The sequence below is a fragment of the Rahnella perminowiae genome, from assembly GCF_019049695.1.
In the GTDB taxonomy this organism is placed as follows: Bacteria; Pseudomonadota; Gammaproteobacteria; order Enterobacterales; family Enterobacteriaceae; genus Rahnella; species Rahnella perminowiae.
The window spans coordinates 1-25,269 of the sequence record NZ_JAFMOT010000156.1 but is presented as its reverse complement, the minus strand read 5'-3'; the positions used below and the strand labels follow the sequence as shown (position 1 = coordinate 25,269).

Below are 25,269 nucleotides of genomic sequence, written 5' to 3'. Positions count from 1 at the left end.
AAGATATGTCGTAACAGCGGGCGGAATTATAAGTGAGGCGAATAGTCTTAGCACCCGCAATTTTCAATTCTATTTGTCACAAAGTCTGTCACCAGCACCCGCAGACTCTGTAATGGCGAGTAAGTGAACACTTGCGTAAGGCGGCACTGAAAAAAATAAAGGGACACTCAGAAAGCGTCCCTTCGGGATACACAGGGGGATATTATTGATTGTCGATCAGATAACTTATTTCCTGCCCGTATGAAAGTTCAAGCGTATTGCCATCCGGATCATCCAGAAAAGCCCAGTATCCCACCGGCGCGCCGGAATCTGTGGGCTCCTTACGTAAAACGCCTGCGGCACGGGCTTCTGCAAGTTTGGCGTCCATGGCTTCTTTCGTCGCGCAGGCGACGCCGAGATGGCCGAAAGGGCCAAGTCTGGTGTCGGTATTGTCCGGGTCTTCAGCCAGTACGATAGCAAAATGGCGGGTCATGTCGCTCAGCCATGCGACGGGTCTGGCGTTGCTGCCCTTTTCCCCGCGCCGGTGGATCACTTTCATGTCAGCAAACTGCTGGTAGAACGCGATGCTGGCATCCAGGTCTTTGACGGCAAAAGCGATGTGGGTCAGGCCAATGTCTTTATTTTCCATGATACTTCTCCCTTTATAAGCGTTGCCGCGTGGAGAAGTCATGGCAGGGATCACCGGTTAATGCGTCCGGCAATTTCCTTTGACGTCTTCAGCACGCGCACTTCAGTAAATAACTCTGTCGCCTCTTCGTACTCTTTACGTAAATAACTCAGCCACTGTTTGATGCGCGCAACGTGATACAAACCGGTATCGCCCTGCTTTTCCAGACGGGTATATTTCTGTAACAGCGTCATGACGTCCGGCCACGGCATGCGCGGTTCGTTGTACTTCACCACACGACTGAGGTTAGGAATATTCAGCGCACCGCGTCCGAGCATCACCGCATCACACCCCGTGGTTTGCAGGCAGGCCTGAGCGCTTTCGTAATCCCAGATTTCACCGTTAGCGATCACAGGAATACTCAGACGCTGACGGATTTCGCCAATCGCAGCCCAGTTAATACGCTCCGGTTTGTAGCCGTCTTCCTTGGTACGTCCGTGCACCGTCAGTTCCGTTGCACCGGCCTGCTGCACGGCATCCGCAATTTCAACGCTGCGCTCCAGCGAATCCCAGCCGAGACGCACTTTCACAGTGACCGGCAGATGTGCGGGAACGGCTGCACGCATGGCTTTGGCACCCTGGTAAATCAGCTCAGGATCTTTGAGTAATGTCGCACCGCCGCCGCTGCCGTTAACCAGTTTGGACGGGCAACCGCAGTTGAGATCGACACCATAAGAGCCCAGTTCCACCGCACGGGCAGCGTTTTCGGCCAGCCATTGCGGATATTGGCCCAGTAACTGTACGCGCACTAATGTGCCCGAAGGCGTGCGGCTGGCGTGATGTAGTTCAGGGCACAGGCGATAGAAGGATTTGGCGGGAAGCAGCTGATCTACCACGCGCAAAAACTCGGTGATGCACAAATCGTAGTCGTTCACTTCAGTAAGAAGTTCACGGACCAGAGGATCAAGCACACCTTCCATCGGAGCCAGTAATACGCGCATCGCAGTTCACCCCTTAAAAATGACGCGCAAGATTACCGCAAGGCCCGTCGCCGGGCAATTACCCCTGAGATAAATCGCTGCTTAATGACGGTTTTGCCCCGCCCTGCAAGCGTCTGACCCTGACGGAGCGCCAGGCAATCCACACCGCCACAAGCGCAGGCACCGCAAACAGCAGGAACATCCAGAATGCCGCGCTGGCTGCACCATTATCCCCCTTATCAACACCTGCAAAGTTAGCCACCGTTCCGGCTAACGCCGCACCGAGCGCCGCCGCGAAAGATTGCACGACGGTTATCGACGCCCCGGCTTTTTCGCGATCATCTTCCGGTGCCTGTTGCAGTACGCGGGTCAGCAGATGCGGCCAGCCGAGGCCAATCCCAAAACCGGCCAGCGTCAGCCCGAGCACCACGCCACTGATATTCAACCACGGCAGCCCAAACGCGACCGGCACGGTGAACAGCAGTAAAAGCAGACCGGCAGCCAGAATCAATGGCCCGCAGATAATCGCGCCGTCCGCACGTCGTCCGGTCCAGCCGGAACTCGCCACTTCACTTAATGTCCAGCCTGCGGCTGCGGCGGCAGTAATGTATCCGGCTGCCAGCGGGGTCTGACCGTGTAAATGTTGCAACAGATACGGCACAAACAGTTCGCAGCCGAGGCCGATAATCAGCAATGTCATCACCAGATACAGACCATAGAGCGGTGAGGAACGACGTAAAGCGTTACGCGGCAGCAGCCTGACATCCGCCGTAAATTCGCGGTGGCGTAAGACGAGAATCATCACCACGGCAACCACAAAACCGAGCAGGTTAATCAGGCCGGAGGACGACAAACTGCCCGCCGACACCACTAACACGGCACCGGTCAGTAATGCCAGTTGCATCAATGGCAACGGCTCTTCCGGCTGCCTGTCGCGCTGGGATTTCGGTAAAATCCGCCATACCCACAGCCCGAACAGTGACGTGACTGGCAACAGCAAACCAAATGCCCAGCGCCAGGCGTGCAGTTCAGCAAAAATACCGCCTACTGCCGGACCGACCAGCGTCGCAATGCCCCACATCGCCGAAATCAGTGCCATCGCACGCGGCCAGAGAGATTCTTTAAACAAAAGATTGATCATCGCGTAGGACAGTGCGAATAAGAATCCGCCACCGAGGCCCTGCAGTGCCCGTCCAAGCAGTAATACCGGCATATTCGGCGCGGCCGTGCAAATAGCAGCACCGGCAATAAAAATACCTGTCGCCATCAGATAGCTGCCCCGGGGTCCGGCGGTCCGCATCAGCCGTGCTGACAGCGCCGAGCCCAAAATGGAACACACAACATACAATGTGGTATTCCATGCATACCACGCCAGCCCGCCGATATCCTGCACGACTGAAGGGAGGATCGTGATAACGATGTAACTGTTAGTCGCATAAAGCGCGACGCCTGCGCTCAGGGTGATGGCGCTGCCCCGGTTTTCTGCACTAAATAAATCCGCCCATCCGTTCTGACTTCCCGACATTTTCTCTGCATCCCTTTAGTTTGTGCTTTCCACGCATTGAAGCATGTGGTGGTTATGATATGATTAAACCAAGAAAATACTTGGAATATGTTTTACGTAATCTAGAACCCGTCGAGGCTATATGTCAAGCAATGGCTTGGAAAATAAAAATGACGTCCGGCAAAGCGTCGCAGAGCGATTACTGACGCTGCTGAAAACCCGCGGAGAACTTCAGGCCAGCGATGCCGGATATCTGCTCGGCACTACCGGCGAAGCCATGCGCCAACAGTTTGTGAAGCTGGCAAAGGAAGGACTGGTGGAAGCCAGAGCCGTTTCGCAAGGTGTCGGCCGCCCGGCACAGTTCTGGCAACTGACCGCCGCCGGCCATGCGCGATTCCCCGATGCCCACGCGGATCTTACCGTACAACTTTTGCAACTGATCCGCACTTCACTGGGCGATTCAGCATTGGATCAGTTGATCACGTCGCGCGAAAACCAGACGCTGGAAAATTACCGGCAGGCAATGAATGGCGCGAATTCTTTGGAAGAAAAGCTACAACGGCTGACGGCTATCCGCACGCGGGAAGGTTACATGGCGGACTGGAAAATGCAGGAGGACGGCAGTTATCTGTTTGTCGAAAATCACTGCCCGATTTGTGCTGCCGCAACCACCTGTCAGGGATTTTGCCGGGCGGAACGTGATGTCTTCAGCGATGTGCTGAACGCCAGCGTCGAGCGTACCGAACATATTTTGCAAGGTGCGCGGCGTTGTGCTTATGTCATCAGGTAGATTACAGACGAAAAAAAACCGCCGGTGAAGGCGGTTTGATTGCAGGGCAGCCGGAAACTTATTTGTTGCCGCTGCCCGCATTGCCGGTGCGACGCTGGCCTGCATGCGCAGGACGCGAACGTGCCGGACGGTTTTCAGCAGAACCACGGTTTTCTGAACTACGATTTTCAGAGGTGCCGCTGCGCTGGCCGTTGCCGCCCTGACGCGGAGCGCCTGAACGGGGTGCACCGGAACGTGGTGCGCCCGGACGCTGCCCCTGACGAGGCGCGCCACGACCGCCGCCACCGTTGCCCTGACGGCCATTGATGATCGGCTCAGCTTTAATGCTCGGATCTGGCTCGTAGCCTTCCAGCGCAATGCGCGGAATTTCACGTTTCAGCAGGCGTTCGATATCACGCAGCAATTTGTGTTCGTCTACGCATACCAGAGAAATCGCCTCACCGGTGGCTTCCGCACGGCCGGTACGGCCAATACGGTGAACGTAATCTTCCGGTACGTTTGGCAGTTCATAGTTGACCACGTGCGGCAGCATATCAATATCCAGACCCCGCGCAGCGATGTCTGTTGCCACCAGAACACGAATAGAACCGGCTTTAAAATCAGCCAGTGCACGGGTACGTGCGCCCTGACTTTTATTACCATGAATAGCCGCAGCCGTGATGCCATCTTTATTGAGTTGCTCAGCCAAATGGTTTGCACCATGTTTGGTACGGTTGAATACCAGCACCTGTTTCCAGTCGCCTTCACCGATCATCTGAGACAGCAATTCTCTTTTACGTTTCTTATCAACAAAATGAACGCTTTGTTCAATTTGCGCAGAAGCGGTGTTGCGACGTGCAACTTCGACAGAAGCCGGGTTGGTCAGCAACTTGCTCGCCAGACCTTTAATCTCATCAGAGAAGGTAGCCGAGAACAGCAGGTTCTGGCGCCTGGCAGGCAGTTTCGCCAGCACGCGACGGATGTCGTGAATAAAGCCCATGTCCAGCATGCGGTCGGCTTCGTCCAGCACCAGAATTTCAACCTGAGATAAATCAACAGCACGCTGATGTTCCAGATCCAGCAAACGACCCGGCGTTGCAATCAGCACATCTACACCACCGCGCAGTTTCATCATCTGCGGGTTGATGCTCACCCCCCCAAATACCACCAGCGAACGCAGGGTCAGGTATTTGCTGTAAGCCTGAACGTTTTCACCAATCTGCGCCGCAAGCTCACGGGTTGGGGTCAGGATCAGCGCACGAACCGGGCGACGTCCTTTGAATTGCGCGTTGGTATGGCTGAGCATATTAAGCAGCGGCAAAGTAAAACCAGCGGTTTTACCGGTACCGGTCTGCGCACTCGCCATCAGGTCACGACCTTCCAGCACGACAGGAATAGCCTGACGCTGGATAGGTGTAGGTTCGCGATAGCCCTGTTCTTCAACAGCACGCAAGATTTCGGCACTTAAGCCGAGGGAATCAAATGACATATAAGGAAAAGCTCCAGTCCACTCTAACCCGAACGGGGTTCGGTGCAGTTTCAAGAGTGGATGATCAGACGAGGCAAATGAGGCATTACCACGAGGATTCGGCACAAACTGCAGTGCGCCAGTTGCGTCGATACTAGCACAAAACGCCGCGCTGCGTGAAGTTATCTCCGTTGCGGCTGTAACTGACGGTTACAGCCGCAGACTCTGGTAACAAATTCAGGCCATATAATCTGCCGCGATAATCCGAAACTTTGATACAGGATAATCAATTATAAAGCTGATGAATGGGTTCCCACTTTTTGCGCTCCACTTCACAGATTTGATTGCTATGCTTCTTTTCTCTCACTCCTCTGTCCATAAGGCCACATCGCTGCAACATGGAAACCTGGAAAGTAAATTTAATCTCCGTCTGGCTGGGCTGTTTTTTCACCGGCATGGCGATGAGTCAGATCCTGCCTTTTTTACCGCTTTACATCGAACAGCTTGGCGTCACGTCTCATGAGTCCCTGAGCCTGTGGTCAGGGCTGGTATTCAGTGGCACGTTCCTGGTTTCCGCCGTCGTTGCGCCCTTGTGGGGCAGCCTGGCAGACCGCAAAGGTCGTAAACTGATGTTGCTGCGTGCCGCGCTGGGTATGGCAATTGTCATGATGTTGCAGGGGTTCGCCACCAACGTCTGGCAGCTTTTCATTTTGCGCACACTGATGGGGCTGACATCCGGGTATATTCCGAACGCAATGGCGCTGGTCGCCTCACAGGTGCCGCGTGATAAAAGTGGCTGGGCGCTGGGTACGCTGTCTACAGGCCAGGTATCCGGCGTGATTATCGGCCCGCTGCTCGGCGGTTTTATGGCCGACCATCTCGGCCTGCGCACGGTGTTTTTCGTCACCAGCGGCATGCTGTTTATCAGCTTCCTCATCACATTATTTTTAATTAAAGAACGCGTGGTGCCGGTTACCAAAGCCAACCGCCTGAGCGGTAAAGCAGTCTTCACCACGCTGCCTTATCCATGGCTGATTATCAGCCTGTTCGTCACTACCATGATGATCCAACTGGCGAACGGCTCCATCAGCCCGATTCTGACGCTGTTTATCCGCGAACTGTCATCGGATACCAGCAATATCGCCTTTATCAGTGGTGTGATCGCCGCTGTACCGGGCGTTTCCGCGCTGATGGCCGCACCGAAACTCGGCAAGCTCGGCGACCGCATTGGCGCGCACCGCATTTTGATTGCTGCGCTGGTTTTTTGCTTCATTCTGTTCTGCCTGATGTCACTGATTAATACGCCTACTCAACTGGGGATCCTGCGTTTCATGCTCGGTTTCGGCGACGGTGCACTGATGCCCGCAGTGCAGGCATTGCTGGTGAAATACAGCAGTGATCAGGTTACCGGCCGGATATTCGGTTACAACCAGTCGTTTATGTATCTCGGGAATGTGGTGGGCCCCTTGATTGGCTCAAGTGCTTCTGCCCTGCTCGGCTTCCGGTGGGTGTTTATCGTGACGGCAATTCTGGTGTTATTCAACACAGTGCAGGTGTGGTGGAGTTTCCGGCAGGTGCCGACGGGAAGGATCAGGGTTTGATTTGCTCCTCCCCTTCGCAGGGGAGGGAGTAAAAAGCCTCACCAGCAGGCATAAAAAAAGGGACACTTCTCAGTGTCCCTCTCAATCGTTTGAAATCAAAAACCTTAACGACGGTTGCCGAAAATCCGCAACAACATCAGGAACAGGTTGATGAAATCAAGGTACAGCGTCAGCGCGCCAACAATCGAGTATTTACGGAAGTTATCACGGTCATCCTCTGACAACTGCGCACCCATGTTTTTCAGCTTCTGCGTGTCATACGCGGTCAGGCCGACGAAAATCAGCACACCGGCGTACGAAATGATATTCGCAAGGCCGGAGCTTTTCAGCCACATGTTTACCAGTGAGGCCAGCACCAGACCAATCAGCGCCATGAATAACATGCTGCCGATACCGGTCAGGTCACGTTTGGTCACATAACCGTAGACACTCATCGCGCCAAACATACCGGCGGCCACGATAAACGTTCCGAAAATTGAATCACCGGTGTAGACCAGAAAAATGCTGGAAAGCGTCAGACCGGTCAGTGCGGAATATAGCATGAACAAACCGGTGGCCACGGTGCCGCTAAGACGGTTCACCATACCGGAAATCACAAAGACCAGCGCCAGCTGCGCGATAATTAAACCGAAGAAAGTAATCTGGCTTGAGAAAACAAAGCTCATGATTTTTTCAGAGCCGGAAGCATACCAGGCCACAAATGCCGTCAGCAGCAAACCACAGAACATCCAGCCATACACTTGCGCCATGTACGCCTGAATGCCGGTGTTCGCGCGTTCAACAATTGAACCGTTACTGCGTGGATATCGATCCATGATGATTACCCTTTTGCATGGAGGATGAAAAATGAGGCCAAAACAGCCTCCCGATTTTTAAAGCGTATCACAGATAGGAAGAAAAGCATGGAAGGTCTGCGTGCGGTTGAGATGCTATTTACCAGCGGGCCGCCGCCTGTTTATCGCTGTCACGGGCATCGACCCAGCGGTCCCCCTCTTGCGTGGCTTCTCGCTTCCAGAATGGCGCGCGGGTTTTCAGGTGATCCATAATGAATTCATTGGCTTCGAATGCCATGCCGCGATGTGTACTGGTCACACCGACAAACACAATTTCATCGCCCGGATACATCGGCCCGATGCGGTGATAAACCGACACGCGTTGCAGCGGCCAGCGGTTACGGGCTTCGGCAATAATCTCGGCCAGCGCTTTTTCGGTCATGCCCGGATAATGCTCCAGCGTTAAGGCACTGACATGACTGCCCAGATTGTGGTTACGCACTTTGCCGGTAAACGTGACAACAGCACCGTCGGCGTCGGATTGCGCCAGCCAGTTGTATTCATCACCCACGCTGAACGGCGCAGCATCAACAACAATTTTCGTCTGATCCATCTCAGCCTCCGGTCACCGGCGGGAAGAACGCCACTTCATCACCCGCGCGCAACGGATGCGCCATCGTGGTTAGCGTCTGGTTAACCGCCACCAGTAATTTTCCTGATTCCAGCGCCAGTGCCCAGCGTTCTCCCCGTCCGGTAAGCGCAGCCCGTAACGCTTCCACCGTGGCAAAATCTGCAGGAAGTTGCAGGCTGGAGGTGCCGGTCAGTTCGCGCACCTGTGCGAAGAATAAAATATCAATCATAGTACCGCCTTAAAGTCGCCTGATTTACCGCCACTTTTTTCCAGCAAACGGATCGGGCCGATCACCATATCTTTCTGAACCGCTTTACACATGTCATAGATAGTCAGCGCCGCGACGGAAGCCGCCGTCAGCGCTTCCATTTCCACCCCGGTTTTCCCGCTCAGACGGCAGCGTGACTCGATACGCACGCGGTTATGCTCCGGTTGTGCTTCCAGAGTCACTTCTACTTTGGTCAGCAACAGCGGATGACACAACGGGATCAGATCCCAGGTCTTTTTCGCGGCCTGAATACCTGCAATACGCGCCGTGGCAAATACATCACCTTTGTGATGATTGCCGTTAATGATCATCGCCAGCGTGTCGGCAGCCATTTCAACAAAGGCTTCCGCACGGGCTTCACGAACAGTTTCCGCCTTGCCGGAGACATCCACCATGTGAGCATCGCCGGATGCATTAATATGAGTCAGTTCAGACATACTTATTTCTTCAAATGTGGAGTGAAATTACACGGCCCCTGACGGGCATCAAGCTGCGCTTCAATGATGTTATCCCAGGCGGTCTGGCAGGCGCGGGTTGAACCGGGCATGGCGAAAATCACCGTCTGGTTGGCAATGCCACCTATGGCGCGCGACTGAATGGTCGAGGTACCGATATCTTCAAACGACACCATGCGGAACAGCTCCCCGAAGCCTTCGATTTCACGGTCAAACAAGGGCTTCAGTGCTTCCGGCGTATTGTTGCCTGCACTAAAACCCGTGCCTCCGTTGATCAGAATCGCCTGGATTTTTTCATCTGCAATCCATGCGGAAACCACGGCACGGATACTGTAAATGTTTTCTTTGACGATTTGCTGTGCGACGACATGGTGGCCGCCTTCGGTGACGGCTTCTTTCAGGTAATGCCCGGACGTGTCTTCCGCGTCAGTACGACGGTCAGACACCGTCATGATCGCCACAGATAACGGCAAAAACGCTTTACTGGCTTTGCTCATCAGTTTGCTCCTTAAACGATTACTACCGGATTCAGCCGCCGATAAACGACAGATTCTGGGTGATCCCGGTATTGCCTTCATGCAGGAAGTGGGTCTGTTTTTTACGACTGAGGCCCCCCTGAATGCGATCCATCAGATCGTCCTGCTGCATGTCGTCGGCTAATAAATCACGCAGCGGAATACCCTGCTCGCCGAAAAGACATAAATGCAGATTGCCGATGGCCGATACCCGCAGCCGGTTGCAACTGACGCAGAAATCTTTTTCGTACGGCATGATCAGACCAATTTCACCCAGATAATCCGGATGGCTAAATACCTGCGCGGGGCCGTCGCTGCGTGAGCGAAGCTGCAACTGCCAGCCCTGATGCACCAGCTGTTCGCGCAGCACTTCACCGGAGATATGGTGTTTGCGGAACAGGTCACCCCCGTCGCCGGTTTCCATCAGTTCGATAAAACGTAACTGGATCGGGCGGGTTTTAATCCACGCGAGGAAGGTATTCAGACTGGCGTGATTCACATCGCGCATTAGCACGGTATTGACTTTTACTTTGCTAAAACCGGCGTCAAAAGCAGCATCAATGCCAGCCATAACCTCGCGGAATTTATCCTGCCCGGTGATGGCATGAAACTGGCGGGCATCGAGACTGTCAACGCTGACGTTGATATTGGTGAGACCCGCGTCGCGCCATTTCGCAATATCACGCGCCATACGGTAACCATTGGTGGTCACTGCCAGAGTTTTAATGGAGGGGTTTTCGCGCACTGCGGCAATGATTTCGCAGAAATCGCGGCGCAGCGAAGGTTCTCCACCGGTCAGACGCACTTTTTCTGTTCCCAGATTGGCGAACGCACGGCTGACCCGACGGATTTCATCGAGCGAGAGAAAACTTTTATTGCTGTGTCCGAGCGGCTTATAGCCATCCGGCAGACAATAGGTGCAACGGAAATTGCACACATCAGTGATCGACAGCCGCAAGTAATAAAACTTGCGGGCAAAAGCATCAGTAAGTTGAAGCACCTTAACACCTTTCCAAATACGGGAGATGCGGGCATTTCTGCCGTGCACCCTGGTGACATAGTGTCACGGCCAGGGCTCCATATTGTTTCTGCGGGAACGACGTCAGAAAAACAACTTAGGAACCAGGGCTAGGAGTTGATTCATCCGGTCCGTAGCGGAGCGATAATGAATACGGGGTAACGGAGCATATTCTAACGCCGCAAAGTCCCGTTCGCCAAGGTGGTTTTTCGTTATGTATTTTGATATATAACGATATTTCACGACAAAAGGCAGCATTTTCAATGCCAAAAGCACCGGGTTTTTAATGTTCTCAGAGTGGCGAGAAGGGGTAACATCTTGTTGCAATATTAGGTAAAATCCGCCGCTGGAAAACGAGGTAAACCCGCCGCTCCCCATTTGAAAGGAAAACCATGCGCAATCGAACATTAGCTGACCTCGACCGGGTGGTGGCGTTAGGCGGAGGGCACGGGCTGGGCCGGGTGATGTCTTCACTTTCGCTGCTAGGCCCGCGTCTGACTGGCATTGTCACCACCACCGATAACGGCGGTTCAACCGGCCGTATCCGCCGTTCCGTTGGCGGCATCGCCTGGGGCGATATGCGCAATTGCCTGAATCAGTTGATCACCGAACCGAGCCTGGCATCGGCGATGTTCGAATACCGTTTCAGCGGCCAGGGCGAACTGGATGGCCATAATCTTGGCAATCTGATGCTGCGTGCGCTGGATCACCTCACCGTACGCCCGCTTGAGGCGATCAATCTGGTGCGCAGCCTGCTGAAAGTTGACGCAGAATTGATCCCGATGTCCGAACAACCCGCCGATCTGGCCGCGATTGATGCCAATGGTGAACATGTCCACGGCGAAGTGAACGTCGATAAACTGGCACAAATACCGCGTGAATTGCTGCTGGAACCCCAGGTGCCCGCTACCCGGGAAGCGTTACAGGCAATCGCCGAAGCCAATCTGATCCTGATCGGGCCGGGCAGTTTCTTTACCAGCCTGATGCCATTATTACTGATGAATGATATGACAGCCGCGCTGCGCCGCAGCCGGGCGCATATCGTGTATATCGGAAATCTGGGGAAAGAACTGAGTGTCGCCGCCGCCTCGCTGACGCTGGATGACAAACTGGATATGATCGAGAAGCGTATCGGCCGCCGCGCCGATGCCGCCATTGTCGGGCCTAAAGTCAACATCGGCAGCAGCGCCGCTGAACATCTGATTATTCAAAGCCCGCTCGAAGCCAGTGATGTGCCCTATCGTCATGACCGCGACATGTTGCGGATGGCGATTGAAGAGACGCTGCAAAAAATGATCTGATTCCGGAAATCACAAACACGAAAGGCCGCTTTAGCGGCCTTTTTTGGGTTCAGAAAACGGAGTTTATGACCAGTCGGCCAGAATTTCCGCCGTCGTTTTTACCGTTACCGGATTGCCCGGCACGGATAATTCACGCCAGACTTCATTATGTTGCCCGATCAGTTGCTGCGCTGAAACATATGTACGATCGCCGGTGGTATGCGCATCCGACGCGACCGTCACGGCATAACCTTTGCTGGCAGCAACCTTGATGGTGGTATCTACACAATAGTCCGTCGCACAACCGCAGATAGTAAAACCGGTTACGTTCAGTTCTTCCTGCAGAACATGATCGAGGGAAGTGCGGTAGAAAGAATCGCAGGCGGTTTTAGTCACGGAAAGTGCGTCTTCCGGCAGATGTAGCTCCGGCAATACCTGCCAGTATTCACTCCCTTCCGTCATTTCGCCTTCCGCGTGTTGAATGAAGATGACGCGCCCTGCCCGGGCTATCAGTTGATTAATCTGTTCGACCCGTCCGCTGCGGTCATAACGCGGCGAAGCAAATACCCCGTTTTGCATATCTACCACAATAAGAACACGTTGCTCTGACACGAGTTTTCTCCTCACAAGAACACGTTGAATTACTTTTTCACCAGCGGATGATTATTCCAGGGGCTGTCGGCTGCAGGTGCGGCGGTACTGACTTTGGTTTTTTGCGGCGCCTGTGCAGACAAGGGGGTGCGGCGTTTGCTGCGGGTCAAATCCGGGCGCAGATGGCCTTCGATAAAATCCAGATATAAGGTTTCCACTTCCTTACGCGCCCAGGGTGTGCGGCGCAGGAACTTCAGGCTGGATTTCACACTCGGGTCACTTTTGAAGCAATTGATATTGACCTGTGAGGCCAGCGCAGGCCAGCCAAAGTTATCCACCAGTGTTGTCAGCAGTTTTTCCAGCGTGACGCCGTGCAGCGGATCTTTCGCTGCGCCAGGGTTTTGTGGTGTATCCGTCATTGGCTCGCTCGTCATTTTAAAATGTCAGGGTGATGATTTACAGGCCGCGCAGTCTATCACTTTTATCCCCGACATACTTCACATTGCCTGTGGGTTGGCTGCGTTCAATCACCCGACTTATTTGGGGACAGCTTTACGAAATCGCAATAAACTGCTCGCGCAATGCATGCAGCTCGTCACGGGTGTTAGCCGCTTCTTCAAACTCCAGATTTTGCGCGTGCGCATACATTTTGCTTTCCAGCTCTTTAATGCGCTGCTCCAGCGCTTTTGGCGTAAGCGATTTGAAGGTCTGCGCCGCTTCGGCATCGCGTTTGTCTTTGTTCTTTTTGGTCTTCGGTTGACCGAGTTGCAGGATGTCGGAGATCTTCTTATTCAGCCCCATCGGCGTGATGCCGTTTTCGAGGTTATACGCTTCCTGTTTGGCGCGACGACGTTCGGTTTCTTCAATGGCACGGGCCATCGAGTGGGTAATTTTATCACCGTAGAGAATCGCTTTACCGTTGAGGTTACGCGCTGCACGGCCGATGGTCTGGATGAGTGAACGTTCAGAACGCAGGAAGCCTTCTTTATCCGCATCCAGAATGGCCACCAGCGACACTTCCGGCATATCCAGCCCTTCGCGCAGCAAGTTGATCCCCACCAGCACGTCAAATTCCCCCAGACGCAAATCGCGGATAATTTCCACACGCTCAACGGTATCGATGTCAGAGTGCAGGTAACGCACCTTCTCGCCGTGTTCTTCCAGATACTCCGTCAAATCCTCGGCCATACGTTTGGTCAGCGTGGTGACCAGCACACGCTCGTTAATCGCGACACGTTTACGGATCTCCGATAACAGGTCATCCACCTGTGTGGTCACCGGCCGTACTTCAATGATCGGATCCAGCAGACCGGTCGGACGCACCACCTGATCGACCACATCGTCACCGGACTTCTCCAGCTCGTATTTCCCCGGCGTGGCTGAGACATAAATACTTTGGGGTGCCAGCGCTTCGAATTCCTCAAAACGCATCGGGCGGTTATCCAGCGCGGAAGGCAGACGGAAACCATATTCCACCAGCGTTTCTTTACGAGAGCGGTCGCCTTTGTACATACCGCCGATTTGCGGAATGGTGACGTGCGATTCATCGACAATCAGCAGGCCGTCAGCCGGAAGATAATCAAACAACGTCGGTGGCGGCTCGCCCGGCCCGCGGCCGGACAGATAACGTGAGTAGTTTTCAATACCGGAGCAATAACCCAACTCATTCATCATTTCGAGATCAAACTGCGTACGCTGGCTGATACGTTGCTCTTCCAGCAGTTTGTTATTGGCAAGCAGCACCTTGCGGCGATCCGCCAGTTCGACCTTGATTTCTTCCATCGCCTGTACAATACGTTCGCGCGGCGTTACGTAGTGCGTTTTAGGGTAAATGGTAAAACGCGGCACTTCATGTTGCACCTGGCCGGTCAGCGGATCAAACAGCGAAAGACGTTCAACTTCCTGATCAAACAGCTCAATGCGCAACGCCAGATCATCCGATTCAGCCGGGAACACATCAATCACTTCGCCACGCACGCGGAAAGTACTGCGCTGGAAAGCCTGATCATTGCGCGCATATTGCAGCTCTGCCAGACGACGCAGGATCGAACGCTGATCGATAATCATCCCTTTGGTCAGATGAAGCATCATTTTCAGGTACAAATCCGGATCGCCCAGACCGTATATCGCTGAAACAGAAGCCACCACAATGACATCACGTCGTTCGAGCAGAGCTTTGGTGGCAGAAAGGCGCATCTGCTCGATGTGTTCGTTCACCGAGGCGTCTTTTTCGATAAAAGTATCTGAACTTGGGACATACGCCTCTGGCTGATAATAGTCATAGTAAGAGACGAAATATTCGACGGCGTTTTCCGGGAAGAATTCTTTCATCTCACCGTATAACTGCGCGGCCAGCGTTTTGTTGGGCGCCAGTACCATCGTCGGACGGTTCAGATCCGCAATCACATTCGCCACGGTAAAGGTTTTGCCCGAACCGGTGACCCCGAGCAATGTCTGGTGCGCCAGCCCGTTCTCCAGCCCTTCTTCCAGACGGCGTATCGCCTCTGGCTGATCGCCGGACGGTTTAAATTCGGAATGCAGTTTGAACACTTTACTCATGACGGGCTACCTGACTGAAATGGGAACGCATAGGGCCGTGCGCGCTGTACGGGTGAACAGTTTGCGGAAAAATAGTATGAAAGACTTCGCGATTTTTGCCAGCCCTGATTTTACCTTCGCTATAATACTGTATATAAAACCAGCTTCCAACCGATAAAGAATGTTTGCGTTTAACCTGCTGGCGCTGCTGCACTTTTTTAGGATATGAAAGATGAGATCTCTCACCATCAGGTGACATTTTTTCCCAAAATTCTTTCCCCTTCCGCTTTCTGACCACAGGCTGACGAAGATTGACACAACTATGACGAACGAATTACGACTGTATTGCTTTTAGGTAACTCATTGATTAAAAAGATTATCACTAAAAAGCTGCGAATACGGGCAAACTGAGCGGAACCCGCATGCTGACTCGTCTGTAGCAACTTTTCTTACTCTCATGCACAAGGTTATCCACAGGAATAGTGGATAAGTCTCAGCACGCCCCGCGCTGCGGGAGTTGGTAAAAAACAGGATTTTGCCTCCTGCCGGTCTGAGAGGTCTTTTTTAGTTATTTTTTATCTTTTTTATCTCCTTATTTATGCCTATTTTGCCTAGAGAGTCAGGCTGATGTTTCTTGCAAAAACCAAAAGTGCATCCCGACAGGATTTTTTGCTCATGTTTGTCCATGAGGTTGCACCAAAAGCAGTAAGGGCAGCACTGGCAAAGTGCAGTTCCCTTGATGCCGCACCCTGCGGGGGAAAACTCAAAACCTCAGAAACGCTAATGAATAATCCTAAATTGTAAGGGGCTTGGCTGGTAACACCCATGCAACGCCCCTTTTCCCTGCCGTTTTTACAAACTTGGCCTGAGAGTTGCAACGTCTGTGCATGAAAAGGTTAAGGCAGCCAGAACTGCTTTTTTCACCCCGGCGTAAAAAATGAAGATCTCCCTGTTTTCTGGGGTACAGAATCATTTTTAACGTAGGGAAACCTCTCTTAGCCCCATTTATGACTGGTTAAGGGATATTTATCTGTCATTGATGCTGTCAGATTGTCCGTCAACAAACGGGATTAAATTCTGTCAGGGGCATCAATAGCGGAACATAAATGTCAGAAATATGACAGTGGCCGTCAAAGTGAAGTTCAGCGGAAGGCTCCGTGCGGGAGGGAGATCTGATGTTAAGTGTAAAATCAGTTAATCAGTATTATGGGCAAAAACATATTCTGTGGGATATCAATCTCGAACTGTACCGCGGTCAATGTACCTGCCTGATCGGGCGAAATGGCGTAGGAAAAACCACGCTGGTGAACTGCATCATGGGGCATCTTCCGGTGAAAAGCGGTGCAATTTCCTGGCAATCACGTGATGAAGAACCGCAAAGTCTGCTGAATTTGCCGGTCGAAAGCCGTGCGCAAATGGGTATCGGTTACGTGCCACAAGGACGGCAGATTTTCTCCCAGATGAGCGTCGATGAAAACCTGCAAATTGCTATGATGGCCAGCCGGAATAAGACCCGTCGTGTGCCGGTAGAAGTGTATGACCTTTTTCCGACACTAAAGGAAATGGGAGCGCGCAAAGCCGGTGAACTTGATGAAAGCCAGCAGCAGCAACTGGCAATCAGCCGTGCACTGGTTCAGGAGCCTGAATTACTGATTCTGGATGAACCCACCGAGCATACCAGCGCATCGATGGCGGCGAATATGGGTAATATTATTCACCGCCTGAACCGTGATCTTGGTCTGACATTGTTGCTGGTCGGCCATAAATTGCCGTTCATCCGCAGCGTCGCGGACCGTTTCTGTCTGGTCGATGACGGACGAAACATCGCGCAAGGCACGCTGGCGCAGCTTGACGATACGTTAGTCAAAAATTATCTGACCGTCTGATGTCTCAGCGGGTGAGGCGGTCCAGATCCAGATATTGGCCTAAATTCACGTCCAAACCCTGAGTCAGGTACGGGATCTCGCCCAACAGGGGCGCAGGCAGCATACGCGTGAGCGTCTCTCTGTAAGCCTGATGATGCTTCCCCGTTTCCTGAATGTCATTGGCTATCCAGCCTGCCAGAGGCAAGCCGCTTTGTACAATGGCCTGCGCCGTCAGCACGGCATGGTTAATACAACCGAGCCGCATGCCTACCACTAACACTACCGGCAATTGTTCGGCCACCGCCCAGTCGGCAAACGTGTAATCTGCCGTCAGCGGCGTGTACCAGCCGCCCGCGCCTTCCACCACCACCCAGTCCGCCAGCGGTTCGAGATGACGCAACCCGTCTGATAACACCTGTGGATCAATCGGCCGGTTTTCCAGTTCGCTGACGATATGAGGTGACGTCGGTTCGATAAACGTGCACGGGTTCACTTCGTCATAACGCAGCCCGACAGTGCTGTAAGCCTGCAAGGCCAGCGCATCACTGTTGCGAGGCCCTTCCCCGGTCATTTCACTGCCTGATGCCACCGGTTTATAACCGGCGGTTGTGTGTCCGGCGCATGCAGCAGCCTGTAAAAAAGCAGTGGTCGCCACGGTTTTACCGACTTCAGTGTCGGTGCCGGTAATAAAGTATTTTTTCATGATTTATTTTAATAAAAGTCTGGTGTTGGTTGGCTCCCTCCCCTGCGAAGGGGAGGAGTCGATCAGCGAGGGATCAGTTCTTCGACCTGCAAAATGCCGTAGACCAGCCGGTAGTTGAGCGGCAGGATGCCGTCGCGGCGGGCATAGTGTTTGTCCAGTAATTGCAGACGTTCCCTGCCACCCAGGCCGCCGAGCCGGCCGTTCTTGATGTGCGTCGCGCCGATGCCTTTCAGCGAACGAAGCAGTGACATGACATCAGGAAATCGGGCAACGTGATCGCTGAACGTCACTTCATGACGATACGGCGCACAGGCTTCAGCGATTTTGTCCGGTGTCAGGAACTGGTTCACGTGACGCCGGCCATCGACCTTCATCCACGCCGCAGCCAGTTCATTGAGCGAACCTTCTGCCAGGGTAGAAAACAGTACCAGCCCGCCGTTGCGGGTGACCCGGTGCATTTCTTCCAGCGCGCGCGGCAGTGCGTTGCACCACTGCACGGCCAGATTGCTAAAGCAGATGTCGACAGAATTGTCGGCAAACGGCAGACGTTCGATGTCCCCAGGGATATATTCATCGGCTGAATCCAGTTCACGCGCACGGTTCAGCATGCCTTCGGAGAGATCCAGCGCAATGACATTTTTGCCCTGCGCGCGCCAGTACCGGCTGAAGTGGCCGGTGCCGCAACCGGCATCGACGACAATCTTGCCGGAATCTTTCAGATACGGCGCTGCCAGCGCCAGCAATTCCTCACCCACATCACGCTGCAACTGCGCGGCGTTTTCATAGCTGATGGCGGCGCGACTGAACGCATCGGCCACCGCTTGTTTGTTCACTAATTCAGTGACTGCACCCATAAAGGGACTCCAGCAAAAAATCGATATCTTCCGGCTCATGCGCCGCCGTCAGGGTAATGCGCAGCCGCGCACTGCCCGGTGGCACCGTCGGTGGACGGATGGCACTGACCCATAAACCGCGCCCGCGAAGCGCCGAAGCCAGATCCAGCGCGGGCTGATTTTCACCCACAATCACCGGCTGGATCGCCGTTTGCGAACCGGTGAGCTGATAGGGCAAACCGGCGGCACCCGCGCGAAAACGCGCAATATTGGCCGCCAGTTTATCACGCAAGCCGTCATCCTGCCGGACTCGTGCCAGTGACGCCTGTAACGCACACACCTGCGCTGCCGGCATCGATGTGCTGTAAATCAGATGGCGGGCGAACTGCAATAAATAATCGGCAGTAGCATTATCACACAGCACCGCCGCGCCGCAGCAACCGAAAGCTTTTCCGAAGGTGACCACCAGCAGTTCCGGCCTGATGCCCTGCTGCCAGCAACTGCCCCGCCCTTGTTCACCGGTAACACCCACGCCGTGTGCGTCATCGACCATCAGCCAGCTGCCGTGTGCCTGGCATAAATGCTGCAGATCAGCCAGCGGTGCCATGTCGCCGTCCATGCTGAATACGCCTTCGGTCACCACCAGCGTTTCACCGGTTACCGGTTTTTCTAACAGGCGTTGCAGGGAATCCGGCTGATTGTGATGAAAACGGCGCAACAGCGAAGGCGCATGCGCTGCGGCTTCCAGCAAAGACGCATGGCTGAGTTTGTCAGCCAGCACGCGATCATCGCTTTGCATCAGCGCCGCGAGAACCGCCTGATTTGCCGCAAAACCGGAGATAAACAGCAACGCACGCGGATATCCCTGCCAGCCGGCCAGCTGTTGCTCAAACTCTGCATGCGCATCGCTGTAACCAGTGACGTGGCCGGAACCGCCGCTGCCGACACCATATCTCTGCGCGCCCTGCTGCCACGCGGCAATCACGTCTGCGTCCTGACTCAGACCCAGGTAATCGTTACCTGAAAAGTTCAGATAACGCCGTTCGCCCTGCGTCAGGAAGCGTGCGCTGCCGCCCAGGTTTGGCTGCCGTACGCGAAATGCCGCTGCCTGTTTACGCGCGGCTACCGCTTCGTTAATCCGCGTTTGCCAGCTCATCGGTTATACGGCGGCGTTGTAAAACTGGTCGGTATCCGCATGAACCAGCTGTTCAGCCAGCGCGGCCTGCTGCTGGTTATCGCCCATTTCTGTTTCGAATGCCTGCGGGTTAAGCCCCAGTTTGCCGAACAGAATTAAGTCTTTGTCTTCCGCCGGGTTGGGCGTGGTCAGCAGTTTACAGCCGTAGAAGATGGAGTTGGCACCGGCCATAAAGCACATTGCCTGGGTCTGCTCGCTCATCTGCTCACGACCGGCGGACAAACGCACATAAGACTGCGGCATCATGATGCGCGCCACCGCGATGGTGCGGATGAAATCAAACGGATCCACATCGTCGTTATCAGCCAGCGGCGTGCCTTTCACTTTCACCAGCATATTGATCGGCACGCTTTCCGGTGGCACCGGCAGGTTCGCCAGCTGCATCAGTAAACCGGCGCGATCTTTCACGGTTTCGCCCAAACCGACAATCCCGCCGGAGCACACTTTAATGCCCGCGCCGCGCACTTCCGCCAGTGTGTCCAGACGTTCCTGATAGCTGCGGGTGGTAATGATGCTGCCGTAAAATTCCGGCGAGGTATCAAGGTTATGGTTGTAGAAATCCAGCCCGGCGTGCGCCAGACGCTGTGCCTGCGTGGTGTTCAGCGTGCCGAGGGTCATGCAGGTTTCCATGCCCATCTCTTTCACACCCTGCACCATTTGTTCAAGGTAGGGCATGTCGCGGTCATGCGGGTTTTTCCACGCCGCGCCCATGCAGAACCGGGTCGAACCGGCGGCTTTCGCCTGACGGGCAGATTCGAGCACCTGCTCGACTTGCATCAGACGTTCAGACTCCAGCCCGGTTTTGTAACGGGAACTCTGCGGGCAATATTTACAGTCTTCCGGACAGGCACCGGTTTTGATCGACAGCAAGGTACTGACCTGAACCTGACGCGGATCGAAATGCTGACGGTGGATTTGCTGCGCCTCGAACATCAGCTCAAGGAATGGCTTATCGAACAGGGCCTGGGTTTTGTCCAGCGTCCAGTGGGTGCGGGTAGTCATTGATGACTTCTCCAAATAATAATCTGTTACCCCTTCATCCTTCAGGCTGCCTAGATGCAATCAGAATGATTTTGGGCTTGATGTTTTCATAATCCGTAAACCATTTTTAATTTGTTTTGGTTTACCGTCAACGTTAAAATTATTTTTTGGTTTACAACTTACCCCCAGCAGGACTCGTTTATGACACCCGCCGATATTGAATTCGACCAGCGCCACATCTGGCACCCGTATACGTCTATGACCAAACCGCTGCCCGCGTATCCGGTCGAATCCGCATCCGGCGTGATGTTACAACTGGCTGATGGCCGCCAGCTGGTGGACGGTATGTCGTCATGGTGGGCAGCGATCCACGGCTACAACCATCCGCAGCTCAATCAGGCGGCCATCGCACAAATCGGAAAAATGTCACATGTCATGTTTGGCGGGATGACTCACCCGCCGGCGATTGCGTTATCCCGTCGTCTGGTAGAGATGACGCCTGCGGGTCTTGAATGTGTATTTCTGGCAGATTCCGGTTCGGTGGCCGTTGAAGTGGCGCTGAAAATGGCGATGCAATACTGGCAGGCGCGCGGCGAAAAACGGCAGACCTTGCTGACCCTGCGCAATGGTTATCACGGCGACACCTTTGGCGCGATGTCGGTCTGTGATCCGCAAAATTCGATGCACAGTTTGTATCAGGGTTATCTGCCACAGCATCTTTTTGCCGATGCGCCGCAGAGCCGTTTTGACGGTGAATGGAATGAGGCGGATATCGCGCCGTTTGCCAACATGCTGGACGAGAATCACCCCAAAATTGCGGCAGTCATTTTAGAACCGGTGGTTCAGGGCGCGGGCGGAATGCGGATTTATCACCCGCTGTATCTCAAACGCGTACGTAAGTTATGCGATGAATACGGCGTGTTGCTGATTGCTGATGAAATTGCCACCGGTTTTGGCCGTACCGGCAAGCTGTTTGCCTGCGATCACGCCGGGATTTCACCGGATATTCTCTGCCTCGGTAAAGCGCTGACCGGCGGCTATATGACACTCTCCGCCACGCTTACCACCCGCCATGTGGCGCAGGTGATCAGCGACGGCGAGGCCGGATGTTTCATGCATGGCCCGACCTTTATGGGCAATCCGCTGGCCTGCGCGGTCGCCAACGCCAGTCTGCATTTACTGGCGGAAAACCGCTGGCAGGCACAGGTACTGAACATTGAAAAGCAGCTGAATGCCGGGTTGCGGCCACTGGCAGAGCATCCGGCCGTTGCTGACGTACGGGTGCTCGGAGCAATAGGTGTGGTGGAAATGCGCCAGCCGGTAGACATGGCGCGGTTGCAGAAGCATTTCGTCGGGCAGGGAGTGTGGATACGTCCGTTCGGTAAACTGATTTATCTGATGCCACCGTACATCATTTCACCTGAAGAACTGAGCAAACTGACCGGTGCCATCGCCAGCGCCCTGACCACACTGTACTGATTAACCTGTACTGACTAACCGGTGCGAGGTGGACAACAGCGCGCTCAGTTTTTCCCGGCTGAGCCGCGCTTCTTCATTAAGAAAATCAATGGCAACTTTCAGCGCGGGTGTCGGGTTTTCCGGATACAACAGCGTATACGATGCCCCGCTTGCCACACACAGCGGGAACGGCGCGATCACCCTTCCCGCCTGCAAATCATCTTCAATTAATGTCAGATCACCTATCGCAACACCATAGCCCTGTAATGCCGAGTTGATCGCCAGATCCAGCGTATCAAAATGCTGCGATTTCGCCGAAGGCAGCCCCTGCACGCCTTCCTCACGCAGCCACAACAACCAGTCGCGACGATCCCGCGTCGGGTGAAGCAACGTTTTATCGGCCAGATCCGCCACTTCCGTTTTCCCTTCATGACGCGGCAGGAAATCCGGGGTACACACCGGCGTCAGCACTTCGTCAAACAGATGATGCGCGCGGCGCTGTGATTCCGGCTGACGCCCGAACACCACGGCGGCATCAAAATGCTCGTTGCTGAAATCCACGCCGTGGGCAATGGAAGCCGTCAGCTCGATCTGCATATCGGGCCTGTCGTTTTGCAACTGAATCACCCGCGGCAGCAACCAGCGCATGGAACAGGTCGGGCATTTAATGCGTAACGTATCCGGGTGCGAACCGACACGTTTCAGGGCTTCGCCCATCAGCGCCAGCGCCTGTTGTACCGGCGGCAACAGCTGTGCCCCGCGCGGAGTCAGCGTCAGCCCGCGGGCCTGACGTAAAAACAACGGATAACCCAGCGTGGCCTCAAGCCCGGTAATCTGGCGGCTGACCGCGCCTTGTGTAATATGCAACAACGACGCCGCATGCGTCAGATTGAGCGTCTGCGCCACCACAGCAAAGGTTTTCAACACGTTGAGCGAAGGTAAATTCAGATACGGCAATTCAGGAGAAAAACTCACAGTTACCCCGTTAGGCACATCGCATAGCCATGACTTCAGATCATGACGAGTATGACAAACTTTCCATTGTCGGCACAGGGGAACTGTTGCTTAATCATTCAACACCTTTTTTTACCTTGTCATGGCCACACGGCCTGTTTTTTGGGGAAATGCTATGAAAAGCGCCATGTCGCCCCGGTCAAAATTACCTGACGTCGGCACCACTATTTTTACCGTTATCGGCCAGCTCAGCGCCGAACATAACGCACTGAACCTGTCGCAGGGTGCACCGAATTTCTCATGCCAGCCCGCATTAATCGACAGCGTCGCTAAAGCCATGCGCGAAGGTCATAACCAGTACGCGCCTATGAGCGGCGTGGCGGCATTACGCCATGCGCTGTCCGCCAAAGCCGAAGCGCTTTACGGCTGCAAATATGACGCCGACAGCGAAGTGACGGTCATTGCCAGCGCCAGCGAAGGACTGTATTCAGCCATCAGCGCTCTGGTACATCCGGGCGATGAAGTGATTTATTTCGAACCGTCGTTTGACAGCTACGCACCAATCGTCCGTTTACAGGGGGCGAAGCCGGTGGCTATCGGCCTGTCGATGGACGATTTCAGCATCGACTGGGATCAGGTCGCAAACGCGATCAACAGCCGCACCCGGATGATCATCATTAACAGCCCGCACAACCCGACCGGTGCTATTTTTACGGATGTCGATATCGAACGCCTGACAGCGCTGACTAAAAATACCGATATCGTGATTTTGTCCGATGAAGTGTATGAGCATGTGGTGTTTGACGGCGAGCGCCACGAAAGCATGGCCTGTCATCCGCAACTGGCTGAACGCAGCGTGATTGTGTCGTCTTTTGGCAAAACCTATCACGTCACGGGCTGGCGGGTGGGGTATTGTCTGGCACCGGCAGAGCTGATGGATGAAATCCGTAAAGTCCATCAGTTTATGGTGTTCTCCGCCGACACACCGATGCAGGTGGCCTTTGCCGACGCGCTGGCTGACCCGCAAAGTTATCTGGAACTGGCCGGTTTTTATCAGCAAAAGCGCGACCTGCTGGCCGAAGCCCTCAGCGAATCCCGCTTTGAATTACTGCCAAGCCGTGGCAGTTTCTTTATGCTGGCGCGCTTTAGTCATTTCAGTCCGCTGACGGACGACGAATTTGTGCTGAGCCTGATACGTGATCATCAGATTGCGACCATTCCGCTGTCAGCGTTTTACAGCAATAACAAACCTACCGGGCTTATCCGCCTGAGTTTCGCCAAAGATAACGACACGTTGTACGAAGGCGCACGCCGCCTGTGTCGCGTCTGAGACCGGGTATTTATCTGAATAACGCAGGGGAATTGTGAATAATGAAAAAATTGAAAATCGCATTGCTGTTAGGTTGCGCCGTGGCGTCTTTCTCCGCACTGGCTGACGGTTCCACACTGAAGTTCGGCCTGGAAGCACAATATCCACCGTTTGAATCGAAAAGCGCAACCGGTGAATTACAGGGTTTTGATATTGATCTGGGCAACGCCGTTTGCGCAGCGGCCCGCGTAAAGTGCGACTGGTACGACACCTCGTTCGACGGCCTGATTGCAGCATTGCAGGCCCGTAAATTTGATGCGATTAACTCGGCGATGAACGTCACGGAAAAACGTCGTCAGGCGATTGATTTCACACAAGTCATTTACCGCGTACCGACAAAACTGATCGCCAAAAAAGATTCCGGCCTGCTGCCGACAACTGAGTCACTGAAAGGCAAGCATATCGGCGTATTGCAGGGTTCGATTCAGGAAAGTTATGCGCAGGCGCACTGGGCACCGAAAGGCGTGGATATCGTTTCTTATCAGGATCAGAACCAGGTGTATCTGGATCTGTCATCCGGCCGCCTTGATGGCACGTTAGTACTGGCGCCGGCCGGTCAGAGCGGTTTCCTGTCGCGTCCGGACGGTAAAGATTATGGCTTTGTCGGCGACACCGTACGTGATGACAAGATCCTCGGCAGCGGCATCGCGTTCGGCCTGCGTAAAGGCGATACCGCGCTGAAAGATAAACTTGATGCAGCCATCGCTAAGGTGCAGGCAGACGGCGTGGTTAAAGCGCTTTCGAAGAAATACTTTGGTGATATTGATGTGAGCGTAAAATAAAGAAGCTTGTGCTAATGAGCTTTGCTCCTCCCCCTGCGAAAGGGGAAATCGGGTGGAGGTTTTAAGGGCTGACACCCGGCCAAAGCATACTTCAACATTTTGATTTTGATAGTAATACCCCACCCCAACCC

General features: G+C 54.1%; 27 protein-coding genes and 1 riboswitch. Of the genes, 7 read left to right on the top strand and 20 right to left on the bottom strand.

What is annotated here, in order from left to right:
• Nucleotides 1-202: 202 nt before the first annotated feature.
• From J1781_RS04240 to J1781_RS04230, 3 genes are read right to left on the bottom strand one after another with little or no spacing between them, the layout of a single operon-like run.
• Nucleotides 203-628 (bottom strand): VOC family protein, encoded by a 426-nt coding sequence (locus tag J1781_RS04240; protein WP_129951949.1) that lies wholly within the window; start codon nucleotides 626-628, stop codon nucleotides 203-205.
• 50 nt (nucleotides 629-678) lie between these two features.
• Nucleotides 679-1,608: a tRNA dihydrouridine(16) synthase DusC gene (dusC, locus tag J1781_RS04235; RefSeq protein WP_217159345.1), complete on the bottom strand. Its 930-nt coding sequence runs from the start codon at nucleotides 1,606-1,608 to the stop codon at nucleotides 679-681.
• Nucleotides 1,609-1,666: 58 nt separating this feature from the next.
• Nucleotides 1,667-3,112, bottom strand: coding sequence for an MFS transporter (locus J1781_RS04230; RefSeq protein WP_129990553.1), 1,446 nt, complete (start codon nucleotides 3,110-3,112; stop codon nucleotides 1,667-1,669).
• A gap of 121 nt (nucleotides 3,113-3,233) precedes the next feature.
• Here J1781_RS04230 and J1781_RS04225 point away from each other — a divergent pair, with 121 nt between their 5' ends.
• Nucleotides 3,234-3,881, top strand: a complete 648-nt coding sequence (locus J1781_RS04225) for a helix-turn-helix transcriptional regulator (RefSeq protein ID WP_129951955.1) — start codon at nucleotides 3,234-3,236, stop codon at nucleotides 3,879-3,881.
• 58 nt (nucleotides 3,882-3,939) lie between these two features.
• On the opposite strand, the gene rhlE is transcribed toward J1781_RS04225, so the two are convergent.
• Nucleotides 3,940-5,349: an ATP-dependent RNA helicase RhlE gene (rhlE, locus tag J1781_RS04220; protein ID WP_217233247.1), complete on the bottom strand. Its 1,410-nt coding sequence runs from the start codon at nucleotides 5,347-5,349 to the stop codon at nucleotides 3,940-3,942.
• Nucleotides 5,350-5,726: 377 nt separating this feature from the next.
• Between rhlE and mdtG the strand changes: the two genes are divergently transcribed.
• A complete protein-coding gene (gene mdtG / locus J1781_RS04215) occupies nucleotides 5,727-6,929 on the top strand; it encodes a multidrug efflux MFS transporter MdtG (RefSeq protein WP_129951958.1) in 1,203 nt (400 codons plus the stop codon).
• A gap of 104 nt (nucleotides 6,930-7,033) precedes the next feature.
• On the opposite strand, the gene J1781_RS04210 is transcribed toward mdtG, so the two are convergent.
• From J1781_RS04210 to J1781_RS04180, 7 genes are all read right to left on the bottom strand, one after another.
• Complete coding sequence (locus tag J1781_RS04210) at nucleotides 7,034-7,744, bottom strand: Bax inhibitor-1/YccA family protein (RefSeq protein WP_129951959.1); 711 nt, start codon at nucleotides 7,742-7,744, stop codon at nucleotides 7,034-7,036.
• 118 nt (nucleotides 7,745-7,862) lie between these two features.
• On the bottom strand, nucleotides 7,863-8,315 hold the full coding sequence (gene moaE, locus J1781_RS04205; protein WP_217233246.1) for a molybdopterin synthase catalytic subunit MoaE: 453 nt from the start codon (nucleotides 8,313-8,315) through the stop codon (nucleotides 7,863-7,865).
• A gap of 1 nt (nucleotide 8,316) precedes the next feature.
• Complete coding sequence (gene moaD, locus J1781_RS04200; RefSeq protein ID WP_129951961.1) at nucleotides 8,317-8,562, bottom strand: molybdopterin synthase sulfur carrier subunit; 246 nt, start codon at nucleotides 8,560-8,562, stop codon at nucleotides 8,317-8,319.
• Nucleotides 8,559-9,038 (bottom strand): cyclic pyranopterin monophosphate synthase MoaC, encoded by a 480-nt coding sequence (gene moaC / locus J1781_RS04195; RefSeq protein WP_129951962.1) that lies wholly within the window; start codon nucleotides 9,036-9,038, stop codon nucleotides 8,559-8,561. The genes moaD and moaC overlap by 4 nt, the downstream gene beginning before the upstream one ends.
• A 2-nt stretch (nucleotides 9,039-9,040) precedes the next feature.
• Complete coding sequence (gene moaB / locus J1781_RS04190) at nucleotides 9,041-9,553, bottom strand: molybdenum cofactor biosynthesis protein B (RefSeq protein WP_129951963.1); 513 nt, start codon at nucleotides 9,551-9,553, stop codon at nucleotides 9,041-9,043.
• 31 nt (nucleotides 9,554-9,584) lie between these two features.
• Nucleotides 9,585-10,571 (bottom strand): GTP 3',8-cyclase MoaA, encoded by a 987-nt coding sequence (gene moaA / locus J1781_RS04185; RefSeq protein WP_217233245.1) that lies wholly within the window; start codon nucleotides 10,569-10,571, stop codon nucleotides 9,585-9,587.
• Nucleotides 10,561-10,718, bottom strand: a riboswitch (molybdenum cofactor riboswitch). Its footprint overlaps the gene before it by 11 nt.
• The gene (locus tag J1781_RS04180; protein ID WP_165385158.1) at nucleotides 10,674-10,997 is read right to left on the bottom strand and encodes a hypothetical protein; all 324 of its coding nucleotides are present in this window, start codon (nucleotides 10,995-10,997) and stop codon (nucleotides 10,674-10,676) included. (Overlaps the previous riboswitch by 45 nt.)
• Between J1781_RS04180 and J1781_RS04175 the strand changes: the two genes are divergently transcribed.
• Nucleotides 10,982-11,890, top strand: coding sequence for a gluconeogenesis factor YvcK family protein (locus J1781_RS04175; protein WP_129951965.1), 909 nt, complete (start codon nucleotides 10,982-10,984; stop codon nucleotides 11,888-11,890). The two genes, J1781_RS04180 and J1781_RS04175, sit on opposite strands and share 16 nt — an antisense overlap.
• 63 nt (nucleotides 11,891-11,953) lie before the next feature.
• Here the strand turns inward: J1781_RS04175 and J1781_RS04170 are convergent, their stop codons facing one another.
• The 4 genes from J1781_RS04170 to J1781_RS04155 form a co-directional block, all read right to left on the bottom strand.
• Nucleotides 11,954-12,481: an isochorismatase family protein gene (locus J1781_RS04170; RefSeq protein ID WP_129951966.1), complete on the bottom strand. Its 528-nt coding sequence runs from the start codon at nucleotides 12,479-12,481 to the stop codon at nucleotides 11,954-11,956.
• 29 nt (nucleotides 12,482-12,510) lie between these two features.
• On the bottom strand, nucleotides 12,511-12,879 hold the full coding sequence (locus tag J1781_RS04165; RefSeq protein ID WP_129990616.1) for a VF530 family protein: 369 nt from the start codon (nucleotides 12,877-12,879) through the stop codon (nucleotides 12,511-12,513).
• Nucleotides 12,880-13,012: 133 nt separating this feature from the next.
• A complete protein-coding gene (uvrB, locus tag J1781_RS04160; RefSeq protein ID WP_129951967.1) occupies nucleotides 13,013-15,019 on the bottom strand; it encodes an excinuclease ABC subunit UvrB in 2,007 nt (668 codons plus the stop codon).
• 590 nt (nucleotides 15,020-15,609) lie between these two features.
• Nucleotides 15,610-15,825 carry a hypothetical protein gene (locus tag J1781_RS04155; protein WP_129951968.1) on the bottom strand — a complete coding sequence of 72 codons (216 nt, stop codon included), beginning with the start codon at nucleotides 15,823-15,825 and terminating at the stop codon, nucleotides 15,610-15,612.
• Nucleotides 15,826-16,173: 348 nt separating this feature from the next.
• Between J1781_RS04155 and J1781_RS04150 the strand changes: the two genes are divergently transcribed.
• Nucleotides 16,174-16,884 (top strand): ABC transporter ATP-binding protein, encoded by a 711-nt coding sequence (locus J1781_RS04150; RefSeq protein ID WP_217233244.1) that lies wholly within the window; start codon nucleotides 16,174-16,176, stop codon nucleotides 16,882-16,884.
• 4 nt (nucleotides 16,885-16,888) lie between these two features.
• On the opposite strand, the gene bioD is transcribed toward J1781_RS04150, so the two are convergent.
• The 4 genes from bioD to bioB form a co-directional block, all read right to left on the bottom strand.
• Nucleotides 16,889-17,566: a dethiobiotin synthase gene (gene bioD, locus J1781_RS04145; protein ID WP_238483462.1), complete on the bottom strand. Its 678-nt coding sequence runs from the start codon at nucleotides 17,564-17,566 to the stop codon at nucleotides 16,889-16,891.
• A 62-nt stretch (nucleotides 17,567-17,628) separates the two neighbouring features.
• A complete protein-coding gene (bioC, locus tag J1781_RS04140; protein WP_129951971.1) occupies nucleotides 17,629-18,420 on the bottom strand; it encodes a malonyl-ACP O-methyltransferase BioC in 792 nt (263 codons plus the stop codon).
• Nucleotides 18,404-19,555 carry an 8-amino-7-oxononanoate synthase gene (gene bioF, locus J1781_RS04135; RefSeq protein WP_217233243.1) on the bottom strand — a complete coding sequence of 384 codons (1,152 nt, stop codon included), beginning with the start codon at nucleotides 19,553-19,555 and terminating at the stop codon, nucleotides 18,404-18,406. The genes bioC and bioF overlap by 17 nt, the downstream gene beginning before the upstream one ends.
• A 3-nt stretch (nucleotides 19,556-19,558) precedes the next feature.
• Nucleotides 19,559-20,596 carry a biotin synthase BioB gene (bioB, locus tag J1781_RS04130; RefSeq protein ID WP_217159333.1) on the bottom strand — a complete coding sequence of 346 codons (1,038 nt, stop codon included), beginning with the start codon at nucleotides 20,594-20,596 and terminating at the stop codon, nucleotides 19,559-19,561.
• A gap of 180 nt (nucleotides 20,597-20,776) precedes the next feature.
• Here bioB and bioA point away from each other — a divergent pair, with 180 nt between their 5' ends.
• Nucleotides 20,777-22,054, top strand: coding sequence for an adenosylmethionine--8-amino-7-oxononanoate transaminase (gene bioA / locus J1781_RS04125; protein ID WP_217139295.1), 1,278 nt, complete (start codon nucleotides 20,777-20,779; stop codon nucleotides 22,052-22,054).
• Here the strand turns inward: bioA and J1781_RS04120 are convergent, their stop codons facing one another.
• On the bottom strand, nucleotides 22,055-23,008 hold the full coding sequence (locus tag J1781_RS04120) for a LysR substrate-binding domain-containing protein (protein WP_217139296.1): 954 nt from the start codon (nucleotides 23,006-23,008) through the stop codon (nucleotides 22,055-22,057). It abuts the gene before it with no gap.
• A gap of 154 nt (nucleotides 23,009-23,162) precedes the next feature.
• Between J1781_RS04120 and J1781_RS04115 the strand changes: the two genes are divergently transcribed.
• Both J1781_RS04115 and J1781_RS04110 read left to right on the top strand, forming a co-directional pair.
• Nucleotides 23,163-24,317, top strand: coding sequence for a methionine aminotransferase (locus J1781_RS04115; RefSeq protein ID WP_217139297.1), 1,155 nt, complete (start codon nucleotides 23,163-23,165; stop codon nucleotides 24,315-24,317).
• A 41-nt stretch (nucleotides 24,318-24,358) separates the two neighbouring features.
• On the top strand, nucleotides 24,359-25,138 hold the full coding sequence (locus J1781_RS04110) for an ABC transporter substrate-binding protein (protein ID WP_217233242.1): 780 nt from the start codon (nucleotides 24,359-24,361) through the stop codon (nucleotides 25,136-25,138).
• The last annotated feature ends 131 nt before the right edge of the window (nucleotides 25,139-25,269 follow it).